Raw genomic sequence first — 21,450 nt, forward strand, 5'->3', positions numbered from 1 at the left:
GAGTTGCGGACTCGCCCCGAGCCCGGGGAAGGAGCGGGGATCATGCGCGCCCTGCTGGAAATCGAACTCGACACCCCGACGGGTAACCAGGCCGTCAACGACGGATCGATGGCCGAAGGCATCAAGCAGTCACTGGCCCAACTCCAACCGGAGGCCGCCTACTTCCTGGCGCGCAACGGGCATCGCACCATGATCGTCGTCATCGACGTCCAGGACGAGGCCTCGCTGCCCTCCATCGTCGAGCCGTTCTGGTTGCAGGCGAACGCCAAGGTCGACCTGCACATCTGCATGAACGCCGACCAACTGCTGGAAGGCCTGGGGCGGTTGAGTTCCTGAGCCCCCGGTCGGCCACCCAGCGCCGGCCTCACGCCGAAACCCGCACGACCGCGCCGGTCACCCGGTCCATCAGCCGCCGGGCGGTTGTCGTCTCCACGGGCCTCGATGCTCTCACCGCCCGGGCGGCCCCCTGCGGCCGCCCGGGGCGGGCCCCGTCCGCGGCCCCGGTCAGGTGACGTTGAGGCGGGCGGCGAGGCGCAGCAGGCCGGGGCTGAGGCGGGAGAGGAGTCGGGCGGCCTTGGCCTCGGGGGTGACGGGGACGACGGCCTTGCCGGTGCGGACGGCGGTGAGGATGGCGCTCGCGACCTTCTCCGGCGGGAAGCCCCGGCGGGCGTAGAGCTTCGCGGCGCGGGCCTGCTTGGCGGCCTGCTCGGTGGAGGTGGTGGCGGAGAAGGTGGAGGTGCGGGTGATGTTGGTGTTGACGATGCCGGGGCAGATCGTGGAGACCCCGATGCCGTGGCCGACGAACTCGGCGCGCAGACAGTCGGAGAGCATGAACACCGCGGCCTTGCTGGTGGCGTAGGCGGTGAGCGCCTTGGACGGCAGGTACGCGGCGGCGGAGGAGACGTTGACGATGTGGCCGCCCTGGCCGCGGTCGGCCATCAGGGCGCCGAAGGCGCGGCAGCCGTGGATCACGCCCCACAGGTTGACGTCCAGGACCCGCTGCCACTCCTTCTCCGTGGTCTGCAGGAACGTCCCGGAGTGGCCGATGCCCGCGTTGTTGACCATCACGTCGGGCACCCCGTGCTCGGCGGCGACGGTCCTCGCGAAGTCGTCCATCGCGGCGCCGTCCGAGACGTCCACCCGGTAGGCGTGCGCCTTCGGGCCGATCAGCGAGGCGAGTTCGGCGGTGCGCTCGGCGGCCGCGAGGTCGAGGTCGCAGACCACCACCCGGGCGCCGTCCTCGGCGAAGGCCAGCGCGGTGGCCCGGCCGATGCCGCTGCCGCCGCCGGTGACCACGACCAGCCGGCCGTCGCCCTCCGTCGGCCGGGCCTGTCCCGCGTCGACGCGGGCGGTGAACTCGCGGACCATTCCTGCCACGGTGGCTCCCTTCTCCAGCAGCGCCGACCAGTGGCCGGCGTGCAGCGTCCTGCGGGTCAGGTCGGGCACCCAGCGCTCCAGCCCCTCGGAGAGGTAGGTGCCGACGTACCGGTCCCGGGTGAGGGTGATCAGCTGGACCGGCACAGCCGTCGGCCGCTCGCGCGGACTGCCCATGGTGGGACGGAAGTTGGCCCGGTACAGCTCGATGCCGCGGACCGCGTCGCGGCGCAGCGTGGGCTGCGGGTGGTCGGCGCGCGGGCTGACGTGCTCCAGGTCGCGCAGCACCCGCGGCCAGGCCCGGGCGAGGCCGAGGCGCCAGATGCCGGGGGCGAGGTAGGGCAGGTGGAAGGCGGTGATGTACCAGGAGTGCAGGCCCTGGTGCAGCAGCTGCCCGAGGTGGCGCGGGGTGGGGCGGCGCAGCCGGTGGCGCAGCCAGTAGCCCATGTGGTCCAGGCTGGGGCCGGACAGGGTGGTGTACGAGGCGATCCGGCGTTCGGCGCCGGGGGCGGTGACGGCCTCCCAGGACTGGATCGAGCCCCAGTCGTGGGCGACCAGGTGCACCGGGCGGTCCGGGCTGACCGCGTCGGCGACGGCGGACAGGTCCCCGGCGAGGTGCTCCAGGCGGTAGCCGGACCGGTCGGCGGGGGCGGCGGACTCGCCGGCGCCGCGCACGTCGTAGCGGACCACGTGGTGGTCGCGGGCGAGGTCGGCGGCGATGTCGTCCCAGACGACGTGGGAGTCGGGGTAACCGTGCACGAGGAGGACGGTGGGGGCGGCCGGGTCGCCCTGCTCGAAGACGGCGAGCGGCAGGCCACCGGAGCGGACGGTCCGGCGGCGGACCGGGGGCTCCGCCGGGGGCTCGGGCCGGCTCGTCATCGGGCGTGTCATCGGGTGGCCTCCAGGGTGGTCGGCTCGGCGGCGGTCGGGGCGGCGGACGTCGGCTCGGCGGCGGTCGGGTCGATGACAGTCGGCTCGGTGGCGGCGGTCCAGCGGCGGACGTGCGGCAGGTCGTCGTCGAGCCAGTAGGCGTCGTCCTCGGTGACCACCAGCAGCTCCTCGAACTTGATGCCCACGCCCCGGAAGCCGATGTGCGGCTCGACCGCCCACAGGCCCGGGGTGGGCGCGTGCCGGGACGCCCGGCCGTCCGCCCAGAGCGGCGAACGGCCGTGCAGCCGCTCGGAGACGAGCTCGCGGCCGAGCGTCTGGAGGGTGCGCACGCCGAAGCCGAAGACGTTCACCCCGGCCGGGCCGCGCGCGGTGTTCCGGGTGACCTGGTGGCCGATCACCCGGCCCGGGTAGACCTGGTGCCGGTTGTCGTAGCCGTGCGCGGCGATCTGGGCGTCCACCGCGGCGTACACCTCGGCGAGCGGCTTGCGGGCCCGCACCTCCGCGAGGATCAGCTCGCGGTAGACCTGCAGGTCGGCGGCCAGGCGGTCCCACACCCGGTTCTCGCCGACCTTGCCGCCGTAGCCGATGTCGGCGGTGTAGCCGTCCACCACGGGCGCGCAGTCCAGCACGTACGGCATGCCCTCCTCCAGGCGCCGGTTGCCGGCGAAGAACTGGAGCGGGGTGTGGAAGTGCCGGAACGCCGTCCGGTCGCCGAACCAGGCGAAGGGGACGTGGAAGAAGTCCTGCACCCCGGCGGCGACCAGGCGGCGGCGCAGCTCGGCGGTGGCCTGCCGTTCGGTGACCCCGGGTTCGATCCAGGCGGCGACCTGTTCGGCGCAGTGGTAGGCGAGCTGCTGGGTCTCGCGGAAGCGGGTGAGGTCGCGCTCGGTGTAGCGGAAGGCGGGGGTCGCTTTCGCCATGGCAGGGCTCCTTCTAGACGTCGAGCACGAGGGTCTCGCCCTCGGCGGCCCGGGAGACGCAGGGCAGCAGGGCGCCGGCGGCACGCTGTTCGGGGGTGAGGCGACGGTCCCGGTGGTCGGGCGGGCCGGCCAGCACCCGGACCTCGCAGGTGCCGCAGAAGCCCTGGCGGCAGGAGTACGGGAGGTCCGGGCGGGCCTCGCGCAGCACGTCCAGGGCGGAGCGGTCGGCGGGGACGTCCAGGGTCGGGCCGTCGGTGCCGAGGCGGACGGCGAACGGCTCGCCGTCGGTCACCGGGGCGGCGCCGAAGCGCTCGAAGTGCAGGGACGCGGCCGGGGAGTCGTCCAGGGCCCGCTGCACGGTGGTGAGCATCGGGGCCGGGCCGCAGCAGTAGACGGCGGCGCCGCGCGGGGCGTGGGCGAGCAGTTCGGCGCCGGTGGGGACGCCGCCGTGCTCGTCGTCGGTGCGCAGCACCACCCGGTGCGGGTCGAGGGCGCGCAGCTCGTCGGTGTACGGGAGGGTGTCGGCGCTGCGGCCGACGTGCACCAGGCGCCAGTCCAGGCCGTGCCGCCGGGCCTCGCGGGCCATCGGGAGCAGCGGGGTGATGCCGATGCCGCCGGCCAGCAGGAGGACGGCGGGCTCGGCGCAGAAGGCGAAGCCGTTGCGCGGGCGGCGGGCGGTGAGCCGGGTGCCGGGGTGCAGGGCGTCGTGGACCTCGACGGATCCGCCGCCGCCCTCGGGCAGCCGCCGGACGGCGATGCGGTAGGCGGCGCGGTCGGCCGGGTCGCCGCTGAGAGAGTAGTGGCGCTCCCGGCCGGAGGGCAGGACGAGGCGCAGGTGGGCGCCGGGCTGCCAGCCGGGCAGCGGGCCGCCGGAGGGGTCGGCCAGGCGCAGTTCGACGACGTCGGCGGCCAGTTCGCGGCGCCCGGCGACGACCAGCTGGAGCGGCGGGGTGGGACGGCTGAGCGGGCGGCGGGGGTTGCGGCGCAGCAGCGGCCCGCCGAGGGCCGGGGAGTAGCGGTCGCCGAAGGCGGTGAGCCGGCGCATGAAGCCGTCGGCGCGGGGGCGGCCGTAGAGGTCGGGGGGCGGGGTGAGCAGGTCCATCCGGCGGCGTCCTTGGGGGTGGGGAGGGAGGAGGACCGGGCTCAGCGCCCGGCGGCCGCGCGGGCGGCCGGGGAGGTGGCGAGGTAGCCCAGCGCCTGGCTGGACGAGCCCTCCTGGGTCGGGTGGTAGCCCGGCCGCAGGTAGCGCAGCCCGGAGCGGACCGACTTGACCGGGTCCGGCAGCAGTCCGCGCCTGGCGATCCGCCCCGCCTCCCGCCAGGTGGGCTTGAGCCGCCCCTCCAGGGTGGGGTCGGCGGCGAGCAGGAAGCGGGCGCCGCGCACCCAGAGGTGCACCAGCAGCGGCCCGGAGACCACCATGCCGCGCACCCGGCGCAGGTAGCCCGGGTCCAGGTGGACCATCAGGTCGTAGGCGACGCTGCGGTGCTCGACCTCCTCCGCGCCGTGCCAGCGCAGCAGGTCCAGCATCGTCGGGTCGGCCTTGGCCCGGTCCAGGCCCGGGGAGTTGAGCGCCCAGTTGCCGAGGAAGGCGGTGAAGTGCTCGATCGCCGCGATGAAGGCGACCCGCTCGATGACGTTCTCCCGCTGCCGGGCCGGCGTCAGCCCCGGCTTGTCGCCGAGCACGCGCTGGAACAGCCAGGCGATCTGCCGGACGTACGGCCGCGGGTCGAGCCCCTGGCCGAGCAGGTGGTCCAGGACCTCCTGGTGCGCCTCGGCGTGGATGGCCTCCTGCCCGATGAACCCGAGCACCTCCTCGCGCAGTTGGTCGTCCCGGATCAGCGGCAGCGCCTCCTTGAACACCTTGACGAACCACCGCTCCCCCTCCGGCAGCAGCAGGTGCAGCACGTTGATGACGTGGGTGGCCATCGGCTCGTCCGGGATCCAGTGCAGCGGCAGCCGGGACCAGTCGAAGCGGACGTCCCGGGGTTCCAGGACGAGGCTGTCGTGCACGCGCGCGGCGGGGGCGGCGAGGGCGGGGACGGGGGTGGAACGGGTCATGGCAGGCCCTCCTGACCTGGGGGCGGCGGCTCGGCTCCAGGGAAACGTACTCGCGGGTAGCCGTGGGGACAAGGGTTTCGGCCGGTCTTATCGACATCGAGTCTAATAACTGCCGCACACCGGGCCCCGCCAGGGCGGACCACCGCACCGACCGGGCGGGCACCGCCCCTGAACACGCGTTCGGGCCGCGGGGAAAGCCCGAGGGCCCCGGCGGACGGCACGCGTCCGACGGGGCCCCCGGCCGGGCGGCGCTCAGACCGCCATCGCCAGCATCAGCGGCGCCGCGCGGGCCGCCAGCAGCTCGGCGGCGGCCTTCAGCCTGTGGATGTTGTCCGCCGGCATCGAAGTGGCCAGGCAGCCGACGGTGTTGCCCGCCGTGATCGGCACCGCCGCGCACACCGTCCCGAGCGCGTACTCCTGGATGTCCAGCACCGGCACCGTGGCGGGCTGCCGCTCCAGCCGGTGCATCAGCTGGTCGGCGTCGGTGACGGTGCGGGAGGTGAGCCGGGCGACCGGGTGCCGGGAGAGGTGGTCGCGCCGGGCGTCCGCGTCCAGCTGGCCGAGCAGGCACTTGCCGATCGCGCTGGCGTGCGCGGTGGCCCGGAAGTCGACCCACTCCTGCACGGCCGGCGCGTGGTCGGCGGCCGAGACCGCCTCCACCGACAACTCGCCGTCGTGGTACCGGCCGAAGTACACCGCCGCCCCCAACTCGTCTCGGAGTTCGGCGAGTTTGCGGTTGAGCCGGGCCTTCACCAGCTGCTCCCGGTTGTGCTGGCCGAGCAGGGCGAAGGTGCCGCCCAGCAGCCAACCGCCGTCCTGGCACTGGAGGTAGCCCTCGACCTCCAGGATCTCGGCGAGCCGGCGCACGGTGGGCAGCCCGAGCGAGGTCTCCCGGGCGAGGGCCACCAGGGTGGTGCCGTCGGGGTGGCGGTCGACCGCCTCCAGCAGTCTGAGGGCGTGTTGGAGGGAGGTGAACGGGCCCGTCGGACCCTGGTCAAGCGCGGCGTGACGACCCGGGGCTGGTGTCGACATGTCGTCCCCTTCCGATGTCCCCCCACGGAGCGACCGCGGGCACGCCACCAGCCTATCCACCCGGCGGCTCCGGCGGCTGCCGTCCGTACATATCCGTGGACAATCCGTGCTGGCCCACCGGCCGACCTGGGCGGACACCACGGGCCCGGGTGCGGGCGGGGACGGTCGGTGCGGGCGGGGTCAGCCCTCGTCGCCCTCCCGCAGCTTGGTCACGGCGGCGGCCAGCCGGGCGCCGTACTCCTCGTCCGCCGCGTGGAAGTGGACGAGGTTCCGCTCCACCACGTCGTCGCGCGAGACCTGAGCCAGGGAGCCCGCGATGTTGCCGATCAGCCGGGTCCGCTCGTCGGCCGACATCAGCCGGTACAGCTCGCCGGCCTGGAAGAAGTCGTCGTCCTTGGAGTGTGCCGGGGTGGGGTGGGGGCCGGTGTGGCCCACCACCCGGACCGGCGCGGCCAGCGCGTCGCCGGTCTGGGCCGGGCCGTCGTAAGAGTTGGGCTCGTAGTTCCTGCCGCGACCGGCGCTGTTGACGGCCATCAGGCCGTCCCGGCCGTAGTTGTCGGCCTCGGTGGCGCGGGGGGCGTTCACCGGCAGCCGGGTGTGGTTGACGCCGAGGCGGTAGCGCTGGGCGTCCGCGTAGGCGAACAGGCGGCCCTGGAGCATCCTGTCCGGGGACGGGCCGATGCCCGGCACGAAGTTGTTCGGCGAGAAGGCGGCCTGCTCGACCTCGGCGAAGACGTTCTCCGGGTTCCGGTTGAGCACCAGGCGGCCGACCCTGACCAGCGGGTAGTCGGCATGCGGCCACACCTTGGTGACGTCGAAGGGGTTGAAGCGGTAGTCCGCGGCCTCGGCGACCGGCATCAGCTGCACGTGGAGGGTCCAGGACGGGAACACCCCGCGCTCGATGGCCTGGTGGAGGTCGCGCTGGTGCGAGTCGGCGTCGCCGCCGACCACCTCGGCGGCCTGGTCGGCATCCAGGCAGCGGATGCCCTGGTTGGTCTTGAAGTGGTACTTCACCCAGTAGGCGTCGCCGTCGGCGTTGACCCACTGGTAGGTGTGCGAGCCGTAGCCGTTCATGTGGCGGTACGAGGCCGGGATGCCGCGGTCGCCGAACAGCCAGGTGATCTGGTGGGTCGACGCCGGCGAGTGGGCCCAGAAGTCCCAGACGTTGTCCGCCTCCTGCACACCGGTGTACGGGTCCCGCTTCTGCGAGTGGATGAAGTCGGGGAATTTGATCGGGTCCTTGATGAAGAACACCGGCGTGTTGTTGCCGACGAGGTCGTAGTTGCCCTCCTCGGTGTAGAACTTCACCGCGAAGCCGCGCGGGTCGCGCACCGCGTCGTTGGCACCCAGGTTGCCGGCCACGGTGGAGAAGCGCAGGAAGACCTCGGTGCGCTTGCCGACCTCGGAGAGGAAGCCCGCCCGGGTGTACCGCGCGACCTCGTCGGTGACCTCGAAGTAGCCGTACGCGCCGGAGCCGCGGGCGTGCACGACGCGCTCCGGGACGCGCTCGCGGTTGAACCGGGCCAGCTTCTCCAGCAGGTGCTGGTCCTGGATCAGCAGCGGGCCGTGCTCGCCGGCCGAGGCCGAGTTCTGGTTGTCGGCGACCGGGGCACCGGACTCCGTGGTAAGGATCTTGGGCATGGAAGGTCCTTCGGGTGTCGATAGGGTCGTTGCCTGGCTTGCTCAGCCGACGATCGTCAGGCATCCGGACAAGGCCGCATGTCGCCATGCGGTTGACGGTCCGTCAGATCGAGAGCAGGCTCCGGACGAGGGTCTCGGCCGCCACCGGATCGGCCACGGGTCGGGCCGCGGTCAGCGCGGCGGCCTCGTCGGCGGTGCGACCGGATCCGGTGAGGGCCGCGACGGCCTCGGCGGCCGGAAGGGCGTTGAACCAGCGCAGCGCGAGCGCGGTGCGGCCGGCCTCGGTGAGACGGCCGGTGAGCCGGAGCCGTGCCAGCCCGCCGTCCGGGTGGACGTTGATCCGCACGTGGGTCACCGGACGGCCCCCGGCGAGCCGGAAGCGGTGCCGGGTGTCGGGCTGGAGCCGGGTGCGGGGCAGGAGTTCGAACCACTCGCCGTGGGCCGGGTCGGCTCCGGTCGAGGCGTCGAAGCCGGTCAGGTCGGCCCAGCCGGGAGCATTGGCGACGAAGCAGGAGGTGTCCACCTCGACGGCCAGGACCTCACCGCCCCCGGCCAGGGCGATCCGCACCCAGTCGTTGGCCTTGTCGCGCCGACGCCGGGTCTCCCAACCGTCGCCCATGACGGAGGCACGGCCGGGAGCGTTCAGGTTGTGCGGGGAGGAGAAGTAGCGGTCGGACGCCGCCTCGGCCACGCCGCCGTACTCCTGGGCGGCCAGGTCGAAGGTGAGGCCGTCCAGGTCCCGCGGGTCGGGCAGCACCTCGCCGTGCACCCGCAGCCGGGCGACGCCGCCGTCCGGGAAGATGCTCAGCCGTACGTGGGTGTAGCGGGTGCCGTCCTCGACGGGAAACTCGTGGGCGGTGTCGCCCTTCAGCCCGGTGCGCGGCACGATCGTGGTCCACTCGGCCGCCTGGAGCTCCTCGGGCGACGGGTGGCCGGGGACGGACGCGGCCTCGACCGAGGCGGACTCCGGGTAGTTGCCGGTGAAGTGGGCGGTGTCCACGACCACGCCGCGGACCACCCCGGCGGCGCCGAGCCGGACGATCGCCCAGTCGTGGTCCTCGTCGGTGGGGTGCGGCCGGTCGGCGGAGACGCCGCGGCGGCGCCTGGACTCCCAGCCGTCCATGATCTGGCCCTTGTGGCCGAAGGTGTGCGGGCGGAACTCGGCCGGCGCGGCGACCAGCAGGTTCTCGGCGTCCGCGAAGGTGTCCTCGTTGGTGGCGACGACGCCCGCGCCGAGCAGTCGGGAGGCCAGGTCGACCAGCTCGGTGAAGCGGGCACTCGGGGTGTCGGCAGTGGTCACTGACTCTCCTCTAGGCGCGTTCGGACGGGTTGGTGGCGGGGTGGGAGCGGGGCCGGGTGAGCTGTCGGCCGAAGGGCCGGGCCGCCGGATCCACCTCGCGGCCGCGCAGCCAGGTGGCGCGCACCGCGCCGGTGAGGGTCCGGCCCGCGTAGGGGGTCACCGGGTTGCGGTGGTGCAGCCCGCTCGTCCGGACGGCGAACTCGCCGTCCGGGTCGAAGGCGACCAGGTCGGCGTCGTGGCCGACGGCGATGGCGCCCTTGGTGCCGGTGAGGCCGGCCAGTTCGGCAGGTCCGGCGGACATCCAGCGCACCACGTCCGCCAGGGTGTGGCCGCGTCGGCGCGCCTCGGTCCAAACCGCCGGCAGGCCCAGCTGGAGCGAGGCGATGCCGCCCCAGGCGGCCGCGAAGTCGCCGCTGCCGCCGTACTCGGGCAACAGCTTGAGATCGGGGGTGGACGGCGAGTGGTCGGAGACGACGGCGACGAACTCGCCGTCCGCCAGGGCCTGCCAGAGCGCGTCCCGGTTGGCCTCGTCGCGGATCGGCGGGCAGCACTTGAAGGCGGTGTCGCCGTCCGGCACCTGCTCGGCCGCCAGGGTCAGGTAGTGCGGACAGGTCTCGGCGGTCACCCGTACGCCGTCCTCGCGGGCCTGCCGCAGCAGCGGCAGCACGGCGGCGGAGGAGACGTGCAGGATGTGCACCCGGGCGCCGGTCGTCCGGGCCGTGTCGAGCAGCTGGGCGACGGCCGCGGTCTCCGCGTCGGCGGGCCGGGAGGCCAGGAAGTCCCGGTAGTGGACGCCGGGTTGCTGCGGGGCGGCGGCGAGCACGGCCGGGTCCTCGGCGTGGATGATCGCCAGCGCCCCGATCCGGGCCTGCTCGGCCAGCGCCGCCGCCAGGTCGGCGGCCTCGACGTGCGGGAACTCGTCCACCCCGGAGGGGGCGAGGAAGCTCTTGAAGCCGAACACGCCCTCCCGGTGGAGCGGTTCGAGGTCCGCGACGTTGCCGGGGACGGCGCCGCCCCAGAAGCCGACGTCGGCCCAGGCCTGCCCCTCGGCGGCCTTCCGCTTGAGCGCCAGCCCCTCCACGGTGGTGGTGGGCGGGATCGAGTTGAGCGGCATGTCGACGATCGTGGTGACGCCGCCGGCCGCGGCGGACCGGGTGGCGGTGGCGAAGCCCTCCCACTCGGTGCGGCCGGGCTCGTTGACGTGCACGTGGGTGTCGACCAGGCCGGGCAGCAGGGCGGTGGCGCCGAGGTCGACGAGGCCGCCCTCGCCGGCCGTGAGCGAACCGTGCGGGGCCGTCCTGGCGATCTTCCCGTCCCGGATCAGCACGTCCGCGGGGCGCTCGCCGTCGGGCAGGACAGCCCGCCGGGAGCGGATCACCGTCGGCTGGCTGAAAGGCATGGGAGACCTCCGGAACCTGGGAGTCGGGATGGTTCGAGGGCGCTTGACGGGTGGTGCGGGTGGTGCCCGGGGGGGGTGCGGGTTGTGCGGGAGTGCTTCGCGGGTGACGCCGGAGTGCTTCGCGGGTGGCGCCGGAGTGCTTCGCGGGTGGCGCCGGAGTGCTTCGCGGGTGGCGCCGGAGTGCTTCGCGGGTGACGCGGGGGCTTCCAGGGCGCTTCGCGGTGCTTCGAGAGCGGGGGGACGCGGGAGGTGGAACCCGGGCGGTGGCGAGGGATTGCCGGGAGCCTAGGCCCGCCTTCAACAAAACGTCAATGGACGGGTGTACGAGGGTTCAGCGCGGCAGCAGCCGGCCGGCCAGCCGCTCCCCGGCGAGTTCGGCCAGCTCGGCGGCCCTGGCCATGCTCTCCCCCGGCCGCTCGGCCAGGTCGGTCAGGGCGATCGCGGCGGTGAAGCCGGCGGCCCGCCACTCGGGTTCGGAGAGCTCCAGCCGACCCGCCACCGCGGCCACCCGGACCCCCGCCCGGGCGGCCGCCGCGGCGACTCCGGCGGGGGCCTTGCCGTGCAGCGTCTGCGCGTCCAGGCACCCCTCGCCGGTCACGACGAGGCGGGCCCCGCGCACGGCCCCGTCGAAGCCCAGCAGGTCGAGCAGCAGCTCGATGCCGGGTCGCACGGTGGCGCCGAGCAGGGCCAGGGCGGCGAAGCCCACCCCGCCCGCCGCGCCGGCGCCGGGCGTCTCCCGGACGTCCCGCCCGGTGGCCTCGGCCACCAGGTCGGCGAACCGGGTCAGCCCCTCCTCCAGGACCACCAGGTCCGCGCCGTCGGCCCCCTTCTGCGGGCCGTAGACGGCGGCGGCGCCGCGCGGCCCGAGCAGCGGGTTGTCCACGTCGCAGGCGACCACGAGCTCGACCCCGCGCAGGGCGTCGGCCAGCGGGCCGAGGTCGATCTCCGCGAGTCGGCGCAACGCGGCGCCACCGGACGGGAGTTCGGCGCCGTCGGCGTCGCGCAGCCGCACCCCGAGCGCCTGCAGCAGGCCGGCCCCGCCGTCCGTACTGGCGCTACCGCCGAGGCCCAGGACGATCCGCCCGGCGCCGAGCGAGACCGCCTTGGCGATCAGCTCGCCGACCCCGTAGGACCCGGCCGCGAGTGGGGCGGTACGGCCGCCGGGCAGCCGGGCGAGGCCGACGGCCTGCGCCAGCTCGACCACCGCGGTGTCGTCACGGACGGCCAGCGCGGCGTCCACCGGCAGCCCGGTCGGGCCGGTCACCTTGGCCGGGACCCTCGTGAACCCGGCCGCGAGCGCGGCGGCCAGGGTGCCCTCGCCGCCGTCGGCGACGGGCAGTTCGCGCACCTCTGTGCCGGGCGCGGCGCGCCGGATGCCGGCGGCGATCCTGGCCGCCGCCTCGGCGCCCTCCAGGCTGCCCTTGAACTTGTCGGGGGCGACGACCACATGGCCCTGGTGGGGGGTGGGGGGCATGACGCGGTCCTCGCTTCCGTACGGGTGTGGCGGGTGGCACTACGACGTGCGTCCAGCATGGGCCCGGACGGCCGGTGGCAGCGAACCGCTGGACCGAGGCGGCCTGCGCGGCCGGGGCGGCCGGGGCCCGCTGAGGGAACGGTGGCGGGGAGGGCCGGGAGACGGTACGGGCACGGGCACGACCGAAGTGCCCCGGAGAACGTACGCGTCACCGGTCCGGGTCGACCGGCGGGCGGGCGGATGAGCCCCGGCCCGCCCGCCGGTCGGGTCCGACCTCCTGGCGGCGCGGGCACGACCGGATGGGTACACGCCGCCAGGAGGAGTTCGGGGCGGGGGCTCCGGACGGGAGGCCCCCGGAGGCGCTATCCGGCCTCGCGCCCGGAGAGCCGCTCGACGCCGCGCAGGAGCGCCGAGTGGTCGAGCGAGCCGTCGCCGTTGGCCCGGGCGGAGGCGACCAGTTGGGCCACCACGGCGCCGACCGGCAGCGCGGCTCCCACGGCGCGGGCGGCGTCGGTGACGATGCCCATGTCCTTGTGGTGCAGGTCGATCCGGAAGCCGGGGGCGAACTCGCGGTTCAGCATGTTCGCCTTCTTGCGGTTGAGCACGGTGGAGCCGGCCAGGCCGCCGCCGAGCACGTCCAGCGCGGCCGCGAGGTCGACACCGGCGTTCTCCAGGAACACCACGGCCTCGGCGAGCACCTGGATGTTGGCCGCGACGATCAGCTGGTTGGCGGCCTTGACGGTCTGACCGGCACCGGTCGGGCCGACGTGGACGACCGTGGTGCCCAGCGCGTCGAACAGCGGCCTGGCCTCGGCGAAGTCCCCGGCGGCACCGCCGACCATGATCGACAGTACGGCCTCGACGGCACCCGCCTCGCCGCCCGAGACCGGGGCGTCCAGGGTGCGGACGCCCTTCTCCCGGGCGGCGGCCTCGACCTTGACCGAGGTCTGCGGGGTGATCGAGGACATGTCGATCAGCAGGGTGCCGGGCCCGGCGTGCTCCAGCACCCCGCCCTCGCCCAGGACGACCTGCTCGACCTGCGGGTCGGCCGGGACCATGGTGATCACCACCTCGGCGTCCCTCACCGCGTCCGCGATGCTGGTGGCGCCGTGGCCGCCGGCCGCGACCAGGGCGTCGATCGGCGGCTGGGTGAGGTTGAAACCGGTGACGTGGTGGCCGGCCTTGACCAGGTTGGCGGCCATCGGGCTGCCCATGATGCCGAGGCCGATGAAGGCGATCTTGCGGCTCATCGCGTCGAGTTCCTTACCTTTGCGGGGGGGAGGTCGAATGGGGCAGCGGGTCCGCACGGCGCCGGCGGCGCGCTGCTCGGACGGCGTGAGACCGAAGCGGCCTAGGACTGAAGCGGTTTGGGGCTCGGGCGACTCGGCGCTCAGGCGACTTGCACTCAGGCGGTGCGCGGCCCGGCGGCGCCGTTACCGGGCGGCGCGCAGTTCGCGCGGCAACCACCCGAAGCTGTCCGCGCTGACACCGGTGGAGGGCCGGTACTCCAGGCCGATCGGGCCGCTGTAGCCCGCGGCCGTGAGCCGGGCGAACAGGTCCTCGAAGTCCAGGTCGCCGGTGCCGGGCTCGTTGCGGCCAGGGGTGTCGGCGATCTGCACGTGACCGATGCGGTCGGCGCGGGTTGCGATGACCGCCGCCAAGTCCTCGCCGTTCCTGGCCAGGTGGTACAGGTCGCAGAGGAACCTGGCGTTCCCCAGGCCGGTGGCGGCGTTGACCCGGTCGACCACCTCGACCGCGGCGGCGGCCGAGACCAGCGGGTAGTCCGGCGACTCGGCCCTGTTCAGGGCCTCGATCAGCAGGACGGCGCCGATCCCGTGCGCGGCCCGAGCGGCGAGCACCAGGTGCTCGAGCGCGAGCGCGTCCTGCTCGGCCGGGTCGACGCCCTCGACCCGGTTGCCGTACAGCGCGTTTAGCGCGGTGGCGCCGAGCGAGGCGGCGAGTTCGGTGGCGACCGGGACGTTGGCGCGGAAGCGGTCCCGCTCGGACGGGACCGAGACGGTGCCGCGGGCGCCCCTGCCGAGGTCGTCCAGGAGGTTGAGGCCGGTGAGCCGCACCCCGGCGTCGGTGAACGCCTTGCGCAGCGCGTCCAGTTCGGCCCGCGACGGGTCGTGCTCCGCGCCGAAGGGCCACCACAGTTCGGCCGCGGTGAAGCCGGCCGCCGCGGCCGCGGCGGGGCGCTCCAGGAGCGGCAGCTCGCCGAACAGGATCGACAGGTTGACCGTAAAGCCGTGCGGGGCGACCGCCGTCACGTCGCTCACCTCTCATCTCTCTTCCGCCATCCGCTACTTCCACGATACGGAAGAGGGATTCTGCTTGACGGAAGCATCGCCGGGCCGCCGAGCGGGTGTCAAGGGAGTCGCAACATTTTGTTGAAAACGGCGGGCCGTACGCCCCACCCGGGGTCGGACCGCTCGACCAGCCGCCCCTGCCCCACCCGCACCCCCGCTCGCTACAGTGACCTCGTGCGATTGATGGTGGAGTTCACGACAGAACCGTTCGAACTGGACACGTTCCCGGAGCACGCCGCGGCGGCCCGCAAGGCCGTCGACGAGGCCGGCCTGGCCGTGTCGGTCGGCCCCTTCGGCACCGGCGCCGAGGGCGAGGCCGAGAAGGTCCTCGCCGCGGTGACCAAGCTGCTCAAGGAGACCCTGGACGCCGGGGCGACCCGGATCTCGGTCCAGCTCAGCGTGCTGGGCGAGGAGGACGGTACGCCGTGACCGGGAACGTGGAACACCCGCTCGCCGCGGCGGTGAAGCCGCTGCTGGCCGCGGTCGGCGCGACGTCCGTCCCGCTGGACGAGGCGAAGCCCGACGACGTGGTCCTGGAATGGGAGGGCGCCCCCGCCCTGGCCGTCCGGCTGCCGCACCTGAGCAGCGCGCTGGACCGGCTGCTCGCCGAGATGACCCGCCAGTTCGACGGCCGCCCGCTGGCCGAGCTCGACCGGCTGGAGAAGCAGCGGGTCGTCGCCCTGCTGGAGGAGCGCGGCGCCTTCACCGTCCGCCACGGCGTGGAGACCGTGGCCTCGGCCCTGGGCGTCAGCCGCTTCACGGTGTACAACTACCTGAATCGCCAGGACGGCGCGAAGCCGTCCTGACGCCCGGCCCGACGCCCTCCGGGGCGCACGCGGACCCCGCCCAGGAGGCTTCCGAACGGGTGACCCCGCCGGCGCGGCAGGTCCGGATCGGCCTGCGGCGGGGCACACTTGGCGGATCGCACACCGAAGGGCCCGGTAGCGCGGCCCGGTTCGGAACGTAACCACCAACCGTTCAACAAAGTGTTGACGGCCGGGTGGGGTCGATCTAGCTTTTCCGGGTGGCACCACTCCTCAGGAGGTCCACTCGTGACCAACCACCCCCACGCCCTTGCCACCCTCGACGCCCTGGCCGCCGCCGACGCCGCGGAGCTGGAAGGGATCCTGCTGGAGGTCTGCTCCAGCCCCCGCTGGGCCGCCGCCGTCGCGGCGGCGAAGCCCTGGTCCGACCGTGAGGCCCTGCTCGCCGCCAACGCGGCGGCCATGGCGTCACTGACGGCCGAGGACCTGCGCGACGCGATGGCCGGCCACGCCCGGATCGGCAGGCCGATAGCCGGCGACGTCGCCTCCGAGCGCGAACAGGCCGGAATCCGGGGCGTGGACCGGGCGGTCCTCGACCAGCTGCACGACGCCAACGCCGCCTACGAGGCCAAGTTCGGCCACGTGTTCCTGATCTGCGCGACCGGCCGCACCGCCCTCGACATGCTCGCCGCCCTGCGCGAGCGCCACCCCAACGACGCCGCCACCGAGGCGGAGATCGTCCGCGGGGAGCTGCGCAAGATCAACGACATCCGGCTCGACCGGCTGCTCGACAGGTCCTGACGACTCGTCATCTCGCTTCGCTTCATTGCGTTTCCACTCCCCTGCCCGCATCGCGTCGCACCGACCGCAGCCGACCGCCACCTCCCGGCGGCCGACCGACGAAATGACAACCGACGCCTCACCACCTCTGCCACGAGTAAGGTCACTTCACCCATGACTGGCATCTCCACCCATGTGCTCGACACCAGCCTCGGCCATCCGGCCGCGGGCGTCCCGGTCGAGCTCGCACTGCGCACCGAGGGTGGCTGGCAGGTGCTCGGCGCCTCCGCCACGGACTCCGACGGCCGGGTCAGGGACCTGCCGTCCGTGGAGGCGGGCTCGGTCGTCCGGCTGCTCTTCGACACCGGCGCGTACCACGCGCTCCGGTCCACCGAGCCGCCGTTCTTCCCCGAGGTCTCGATCGTCTTCACGGTCGCGCCCGAACAGCACCACTACCACGTGCCGTTGCTGCTCAACCCGTTCGGATACTCGGTCTACCGCGGAAGCTAGGACCGACCGACCTTGACAAGCTTAGGAGCCACGCCATGGCCCACCTGCTCGGTCAGAACCAGTACGGCAAGGCGGAGAACCGCATAGTCCGGATCCACCGCGACTCCACCCGGCACGAGATCAAGGACCTGAACGTCTCGGTCGCGCTCCGCGGCGAGTTCGAGGACGTCCACCTCACCGGGTCCAACGCCAACTGCCTCCCCACCGACACCACCAAGAACACCGTCTACGCCTTCGCCAAGAAGTACGGCATCGAGTCCGCCGAGGCGTTCGGCATCCTGCTGGCACGTCACTTCGTCGACGACACCGAGCGCGGCGTCGTGCACAGCGCCCGGATCCGGATCGAGGAGTACGCCTGGGAACGGATCAGGACGCCGGACAGCTCGGCCCGCTTCATCGGCTCGGAGGAGGTCGGCCACTCCTTCGTCCGCAGCGGCCAGGAGGTCCGCACCAGCGAGATCGTCTACGACGGGGAGTCCGTCCAGGTCGTCTCCGGCCTGAAGGACCTGGTCGTCATGAACTCCACCAACTCGGAGTTCTGGGGCTACATCAAGGACGACTACACCACCCTCCAGGAGGCGTACGACCGCATCCTCGCCACCCAGGTCACCGCCCGCTGGAAGTTCGGCTACAGCGGCGCGGCCGGCGAGGCCCAGCCCCACTGGAACCGCTCCTACACCCAGGTGAAGCGGCACCTGCTGGAGGCGTTCGCCGAGACCTACTCCTACTCGCTGCAGCAGACCCTGCACGCGATGGGCACCCGGGTCCTGAACAACCGGGCCGAGGTGGACGAGGTCCGCCTCGAACTGCCCAACAAGCACCACTTCCTGGTCGATCTGGAGCCGTTCGGCCTGGAGAACGACAACGAGGTCTACTTCGCCGCGGACCGCATGTACGGCCTGATCGAGGGCACCGTGCACCGCGAGGGCGTCGTCCCGGTCATCCCGGTCGCCTGACTCCCCCCGCCAGGTGGACACCGCCCGGACTCGCCGCATCCCCGGCCCCCACGGGCCGGCCGCGTCCGGGTGGGCCGCGCCACCCGCCCCACCCCCCGCGCCACCCGTACCAGCAGTTGCTCCAACCCCACCCCCACCCACCGGAGTTCGTGTCTGCCTCGCGGCGGCCGGCCCGGGGCACCGGAGAGGCCCGCCGAGGGGCCCTTGCACCGCCGTCCCACCCTCGGCCGCACCAGCACCAGCCGCTCTCCAGCGCCACGGGCGCGCCGGGAGCCACGGGCACAAGAGGGGCTCGACATGGCACCCAGCAACACCAGCAGTACAGACGGCGGTTCCACCCCGGCAAGAACGCCCGGCCCGGACGGCGCACCGGCCCAGCACTCCGGTGAGCCGTCCATGGTCCCCGGGGAGCCGTCCGAGCTCCCCGGCGAGCCGCCCCGGACCGGGCCCCACCCCGTGGACGAGTTGCTGCCGCCGGCGAAGCTGCTCTCCACCGGCCTCCAGCACGTCGCCGCGATGTACGCGGGAGTCGTCGCGCCTCCGCTCATCGTCGGCGCCGGCGTCGGGCTCTCCCCCGCCGAACTCGCCCTGCTCATCTCGGCCAGCCTGTTCACGGCCGGACTGGCCACCCTGCTCCAGACCCTCGGCGTCTGGAAGGTCGGCGCGCGGCTGCCGTTCGTGAACGGCGTCTCCTTCGCGGGGGTCGCGCCCATGATCGCCATAGCCAAGGGCACCGTCGAGAGGACGGGCGGCCCGAAGGACGCCCTCCCCGTGATCTTCGGAGCGGTGATCGTCGCGGGGCTGCTGTGCTTCCTCGCGGCGCCGTACTTCTGCAAGCTCATCCGGTTCTTCCCCCCGGTCGTCCAGGGCACCGTGATCACCCTCATCGGGGTGTCCCTCCTTCCGGTGGCGGTCAACTGGGCGCGCGGCGGCTCGCCGGGCGCCCCCGGGTACGGCTCCATGCGGGCCGTCGGCCTCGCCGCGACCACCCTCGTCGCGGTAGTGCTCTGCAACCGGCTGCTGCGCGGCTTCTGGCAGCAGCTGTCACTGCTCGTCGGCCTGGCGCTCGGCACCCTGATCGCCTTCCCGCTGGGGCTCGCCGACTTCGGCGCGGTCAAGGAGGCGAACGTCTTCTCGCTCCCGTCCCCGTTCCACTTCGGCGCGCCGATGTTCGACGCCGCCGCGATCGTCTCGATGTGCATCGTCATGGTCGTCTCGATGACCGAGTCCACCGCCGACATGCTCGCGCTCGGCAGGATCGTCGACCGCGAGGCCGACGAACCCACCCTCGCCGCCGGCCTGCGGGCCGACGGCCTGGCCACCGCGCTCAGCCCCGTCTTCAACGGCTTCGCCGCCAGTGCCTTCGCCCAGAACATCGGGCTGGTGGCGCTGACGAGGATCCGCAGCCGCTTCGTGGTCGCGGCCGGCGGCGGCATCCTGGTCCTGCTGGGGCTGTTCCCCGTGCTGGGCTCGGTCGTCTCCCTGGTGCCGCAGCCCGTCCTCGGCGGCGCCGGGATCGTGCTCTTCGGCACGGTCGCGGCCAGCGGCATCCGCACCCTCGCGGAGGCCGGCCTGGAGTCCGGTTCGAACACCATCCTGGTGTCGGTCTCGCTCGGCGTGGGCATCGTCCCGATCGCCGTGCCGACGTTCTACGACTCCTTCCCGGAGGCCGCCCGGACCCTGCTGCACTCGGGGATCTCGGTCGGCTGCGTGACGGCCGTCCTGCTCAACCTGCTCTTCCACCACGTCGGGGCCGGCCGCAGGTCCGCGGCCGGCCCGGCCTCCGACACGACGGTGCCGACGGTGCCGACAACACCGGCGACACCGACGGCGACACCGTCCTGACCGGTCTCGCGAGCGGCGGGTGCTCCCGCGGTGCCCGCCCCTCCCGACCCTCCCCCTTAGGAGTCACACCATGGCAGTCCAGCCCCCGCCCGCCGACCAGCGGATCGTGATCGAGAACGTCGCGATCGCCACCGTGGACGCGCACGACACCGAGTACGCCCGCGGCCACGTGGTCCTCCTCGGCAACACCATCGAGGCGGTGGGCGACGGGCCCGCCCCCGCGTGGCTGGACAACGTGGTGCGCCGGATCGACGGCGAGGGCCACCTCGCCACCCCCGGACTGGTCAACACCCACCACCACTTCTACCAGTGGATCACCCGCGGCCTGGCCCAGGACGACATCCTGTTCGACTGGCTGGTCGCCCTGTACCCGACCTGGGCGCGGATCGACGAGAAGCTCGTCCACGCCGCGAGCCAGGGCTCCGCCGCCGCGCTGCTCAAGTCCGGCTGCACCACCGCCTCCGACCACCACTACGTGTTCCCGAAGGACGGCGGCGACGTCCTCGGCGCCTCCGTCGAGGCCGTCCGGGAACTCGGTCTGCGCTTCACCGCGCTGCGCGGCTCGATGGACCGCTCCAAGAAGGACGGCGGGCTACCGCCGGACCACGCGGTCGAGGAACTGGACGCCATCCTGACCGCCTCCGAGGCCGCCGTGGACCGGTACCACGACTCCTCGTTCGGCTCGATGCTGCACGTCGCGCTCGCACCCTGCTCGCCCTTCTCGGTCTCCACCGAGCTGCTCCGCCGGTCCGCCGAACTCGCCCGCAGCAAGGGCGTCCGGCTGCACACCCACGGCTCGGAGACCGCCGAGGAGGAGCGGTTCTGCAAGGAACTGTTCGGCATGGGGCCGACCGACTACTTCGAGTCGGTGGGCTGGCTCGGCGAGGACGTCTGGATGGCGCACTGCGTGCACATGGACGACTCCGACATCGCCAAGTTCGCCGAGACCGGCACCGGCGTCGCCCACTGCCCGTCCTCCAACGCCCGGTTGGCGGCCGGCATCGCCCGGGTGCCCGACATGCTCCGGGCCGGCGTCCCGGTCGGGCTCGGGGTGGACGGCACCGCGTCCAATGAGTCCGGCGAGCTGGGTACGGAGCTGCGCAACGCCCTGCTGATCAACCGGCTGCACGGCTCCCCCACCGCGCTGACCGGGCGGCAGGCACTGCGCCTGGGCACCATGGGCGGCGCCCGGGTGCTCGGCCGACAGGACGAGATCGGCTCGATCGAGGTCGGCAAGCTCGCCGACCTGGCGTTGTGGAAGGTCGACGGGATCATGCACTCGTCCATCGCCGACCCGGTCGCCGCGCTGACCTTCGGGGCGCTGCCGCCGCTGTCGGTGCTGTTCGTCAACGGCAACGCGGTGGTCGAGAAGGGGCGGCTGACCACCGTCGACGAGGACCGGATCGCGCTCGACTGCGCCCGGGCCGCCCGAGAACTGGCGGCCCGTCCGGTCTGACGCCCACCCCGCGCTCCGGGGGCGCCCAGGGACGGTGCGCCCCCGGCTCCGTACACCCGACGGGTGTGCGGACCGAGGCCCCGGACCCGCGGCGAGGGTCCGGGGCCTCGGCGTTCGGCGGACAGAGTTCAGCGGACGTTATTCAGCAGACGGAGTTCAGCTAACAGATTTCAGCGGACAGATGACATCTTTCATCATCTGTTCGCTGAACTCTGTTCTCTGTTCGCTGTCTCCTGTTCCCGACTGCCCGCCGCCCGCTGCCCGCTCCCCGTCAGGCCGTCCGCCCGATCGACGCCAGGTAGGCGCGCCAGCCGCCGTGGTGGGTGATCTCGCGGTGGACGCCGCGCTCCAGCTCGCCCCGGGAGAGCAGCATCGACAGGCACGCGGACCCGTCCTCCAGCTCGATCACGCCCAGCTCCAGTTCCCGCGGTTCGCCCGGCAGGATGACGTCCCGCAGCCGCTCCAGGGGGATGTCGTACAGCTCGCCGTCGATGGCGGTGTCCGCCTCCGGGTCCGCCAGCAGGCCCGGGCAGACGTCCGTACCACCGCTGTGGTCGATGGAGAAGAAGCGGTAGCCGGGGGCGGTCCGGGCCGGCCCGATCAGCGAGTCGGCGACCTTGGCGTGGAAGGGGCCGCCGACCATCGCCTGGCCGTTGAAGAACATGCGCGCCATGGGTGAACTCCTTACGTGGAAAAGACCGTTCCGCACGGCGAGGACAGGACGGCCGGACTCGTCGCCGT

The 21,450-nt window shown here is 73.4% G+C and carries 20 protein-coding genes; 8 read left to right on the plus strand and 12 right to left on the minus strand.

Annotation, left to right across the window (positions count from 1 at the left end):
- The first annotated feature begins 42 nt into the window (after positions 1-42).
- Complete coding sequence (locus tag ACIQI7_RS25095; RefSeq protein WP_401113472.1) at positions 43-336, plus strand: hypothetical protein; 294 nt, start codon at positions 43-45, stop codon at positions 334-336.
- A gap of 168 nt (positions 337-504) precedes the next feature.
- On the opposite strand, the gene ACIQI7_RS25100 is transcribed toward ACIQI7_RS25095, so the two are convergent.
- The 11 genes from ACIQI7_RS25100 to ACIQI7_RS25150 all read right to left on the minus strand — a co-directional run bounded on the left by ACIQI7_RS25100 (position 505) and on the right by ACIQI7_RS25150 (position 14,368).
- Positions 505-2,253 carry an SDR family oxidoreductase gene (locus ACIQI7_RS25100; protein ID WP_401113474.1) on the minus strand — a complete coding sequence of 583 codons (1,749 nt, stop codon included), beginning with the start codon at positions 2,251-2,253 and terminating at the stop codon, positions 505-507.
- An 8-nt stretch (positions 2,254-2,261) separates the two neighbouring features.
- Positions 2,262-3,185 carry a M24 family metallopeptidase gene (locus ACIQI7_RS25105; protein ID WP_401113476.1) on the minus strand — a complete coding sequence of 308 codons (924 nt, stop codon included), beginning with the start codon at positions 3,183-3,185 and terminating at the stop codon, positions 2,262-2,264.
- A 13-nt stretch (positions 3,186-3,198) separates the two neighbouring features.
- Positions 3,199-4,287 (minus strand): PDR/VanB family oxidoreductase, encoded by a 1,089-nt coding sequence (locus ACIQI7_RS25110; protein WP_401113478.1) that lies wholly within the window; start codon positions 4,285-4,287, stop codon positions 3,199-3,201.
- A 41-nt stretch (positions 4,288-4,328) separates the two neighbouring features.
- The gene (locus tag ACIQI7_RS25115) at positions 4,329-5,243 is read right to left on the minus strand and encodes a metal-dependent hydrolase (protein WP_401113480.1); all 915 of its coding nucleotides are present in this window, start codon (positions 5,241-5,243) and stop codon (positions 4,329-4,331) included.
- Positions 5,244-5,495: 252 nt separating this feature from the next.
- On the minus strand, positions 5,496-6,275 hold the full coding sequence (locus tag ACIQI7_RS25120) for an IclR family transcriptional regulator (protein ID WP_401113482.1): 780 nt from the start codon (positions 6,273-6,275) through the stop codon (positions 5,496-5,498).
- Positions 6,276-6,455: 180 nt separating this feature from the next.
- Entirely contained in the window at positions 6,456-7,916 is a 1,461-nt protein-coding gene (locus ACIQI7_RS25125) for a catalase (RefSeq protein WP_401113483.1), read from the minus strand.
- Between the two features lie 103 nt (positions 7,917-8,019).
- Positions 8,020-9,216: an allantoicase gene (gene alc, locus ACIQI7_RS25130; protein WP_401113485.1), complete on the minus strand. Its 1,197-nt coding sequence runs from the start codon at positions 9,214-9,216 to the stop codon at positions 8,020-8,022.
- A 10-nt stretch (positions 9,217-9,226) separates the two neighbouring features.
- Positions 9,227-10,615, minus strand: coding sequence for an allantoinase AllB (gene allB / locus ACIQI7_RS25135; protein ID WP_401113487.1), 1,389 nt, complete (start codon positions 10,613-10,615; stop codon positions 9,227-9,229).
- Positions 10,616-10,946: 331 nt separating this feature from the next.
- A complete protein-coding gene (locus tag ACIQI7_RS25140) occupies positions 10,947-12,089 on the minus strand; it encodes a glycerate kinase (protein ID WP_401113489.1) in 1,143 nt (380 codons plus the stop codon).
- A 362-nt stretch (positions 12,090-12,451) separates the two neighbouring features.
- Positions 12,452-13,339, minus strand: a complete 888-nt coding sequence (locus ACIQI7_RS25145) for a 2-hydroxy-3-oxopropionate reductase (protein WP_401113491.1) — start codon at positions 13,337-13,339, stop codon at positions 12,452-12,454.
- A gap of 183 nt (positions 13,340-13,522) precedes the next feature.
- The gene (locus ACIQI7_RS25150) at positions 13,523-14,368 is read right to left on the minus strand and encodes a TIM barrel protein (RefSeq protein WP_401113493.1); all 846 of its coding nucleotides are present in this window, start codon (positions 14,366-14,368) and stop codon (positions 13,523-13,525) included.
- A gap of 213 nt (positions 14,369-14,581) precedes the next feature.
- Between ACIQI7_RS25150 and ACIQI7_RS25155 the strand changes: the two genes are divergently transcribed.
- From ACIQI7_RS25155 to ACIQI7_RS25185, 7 genes are all read left to right on the plus strand, one after another.
- Entirely contained in the window at positions 14,582-14,827 is a 246-nt protein-coding gene (locus ACIQI7_RS25155; RefSeq protein WP_401113612.1) for a thiamine-binding protein, read from the plus strand.
- Positions 14,824-15,204, plus strand: a complete 381-nt coding sequence (locus ACIQI7_RS25160; protein ID WP_401113495.1) for a helix-turn-helix domain-containing protein — start codon at positions 14,824-14,826, stop codon at positions 15,202-15,204. Before ACIQI7_RS25155 ends, ACIQI7_RS25160 begins: the two co-directional genes overlap by 4 nt.
- A gap of 246 nt (positions 15,205-15,450) precedes the next feature.
- A complete protein-coding gene (gene uraD, locus ACIQI7_RS25165; RefSeq protein WP_401113497.1) occupies positions 15,451-15,963 on the plus strand; it encodes a 2-oxo-4-hydroxy-4-carboxy-5-ureidoimidazoline decarboxylase in 513 nt (170 codons plus the stop codon).
- Positions 15,964-16,116: 153 nt separating this feature from the next.
- Positions 16,117-16,452 (plus strand): hydroxyisourate hydrolase, encoded by a 336-nt coding sequence (uraH, locus tag ACIQI7_RS25170; protein ID WP_401113499.1) that lies wholly within the window; start codon positions 16,117-16,119, stop codon positions 16,450-16,452.
- A gap of 35 nt (positions 16,453-16,487) precedes the next feature.
- Complete coding sequence (pucL, locus tag ACIQI7_RS25175; protein ID WP_401113501.1) at positions 16,488-17,408, plus strand: factor-independent urate hydroxylase; 921 nt, start codon at positions 16,488-16,490, stop codon at positions 17,406-17,408.
- 396 nt (positions 17,409-17,804) lie between these two features.
- Positions 17,805-19,253: a nucleobase:cation symporter-2 family protein gene (locus ACIQI7_RS25180; protein ID WP_401113503.1), complete on the plus strand. Its 1,449-nt coding sequence runs from the start codon at positions 17,805-17,807 to the stop codon at positions 19,251-19,253.
- Positions 19,254-19,323: 70 nt separating this feature from the next.
- Positions 19,324-20,709, plus strand: a complete 1,386-nt coding sequence (locus tag ACIQI7_RS25185; protein WP_401113505.1) for an 8-oxoguanine deaminase — start codon at positions 19,324-19,326, stop codon at positions 20,707-20,709.
- 271 nt (positions 20,710-20,980) lie between these two features.
- On the opposite strand, the gene ACIQI7_RS25190 is transcribed toward ACIQI7_RS25185, so the two are convergent.
- Positions 20,981-21,382, minus strand: coding sequence for a gamma-glutamylcyclotransferase (locus tag ACIQI7_RS25190; RefSeq protein ID WP_401113507.1), 402 nt, complete (start codon positions 21,380-21,382; stop codon positions 20,981-20,983).
- Positions 21,383-21,450: the final 68 nt, after the last annotated feature.

Source organism: Kitasatospora sp. NPDC092039, assembly GCF_044756065.1.
GTDB lineage: Bacteria > Actinomycetota > Actinomycetes > Streptomycetales > Streptomycetaceae > Kitasatospora.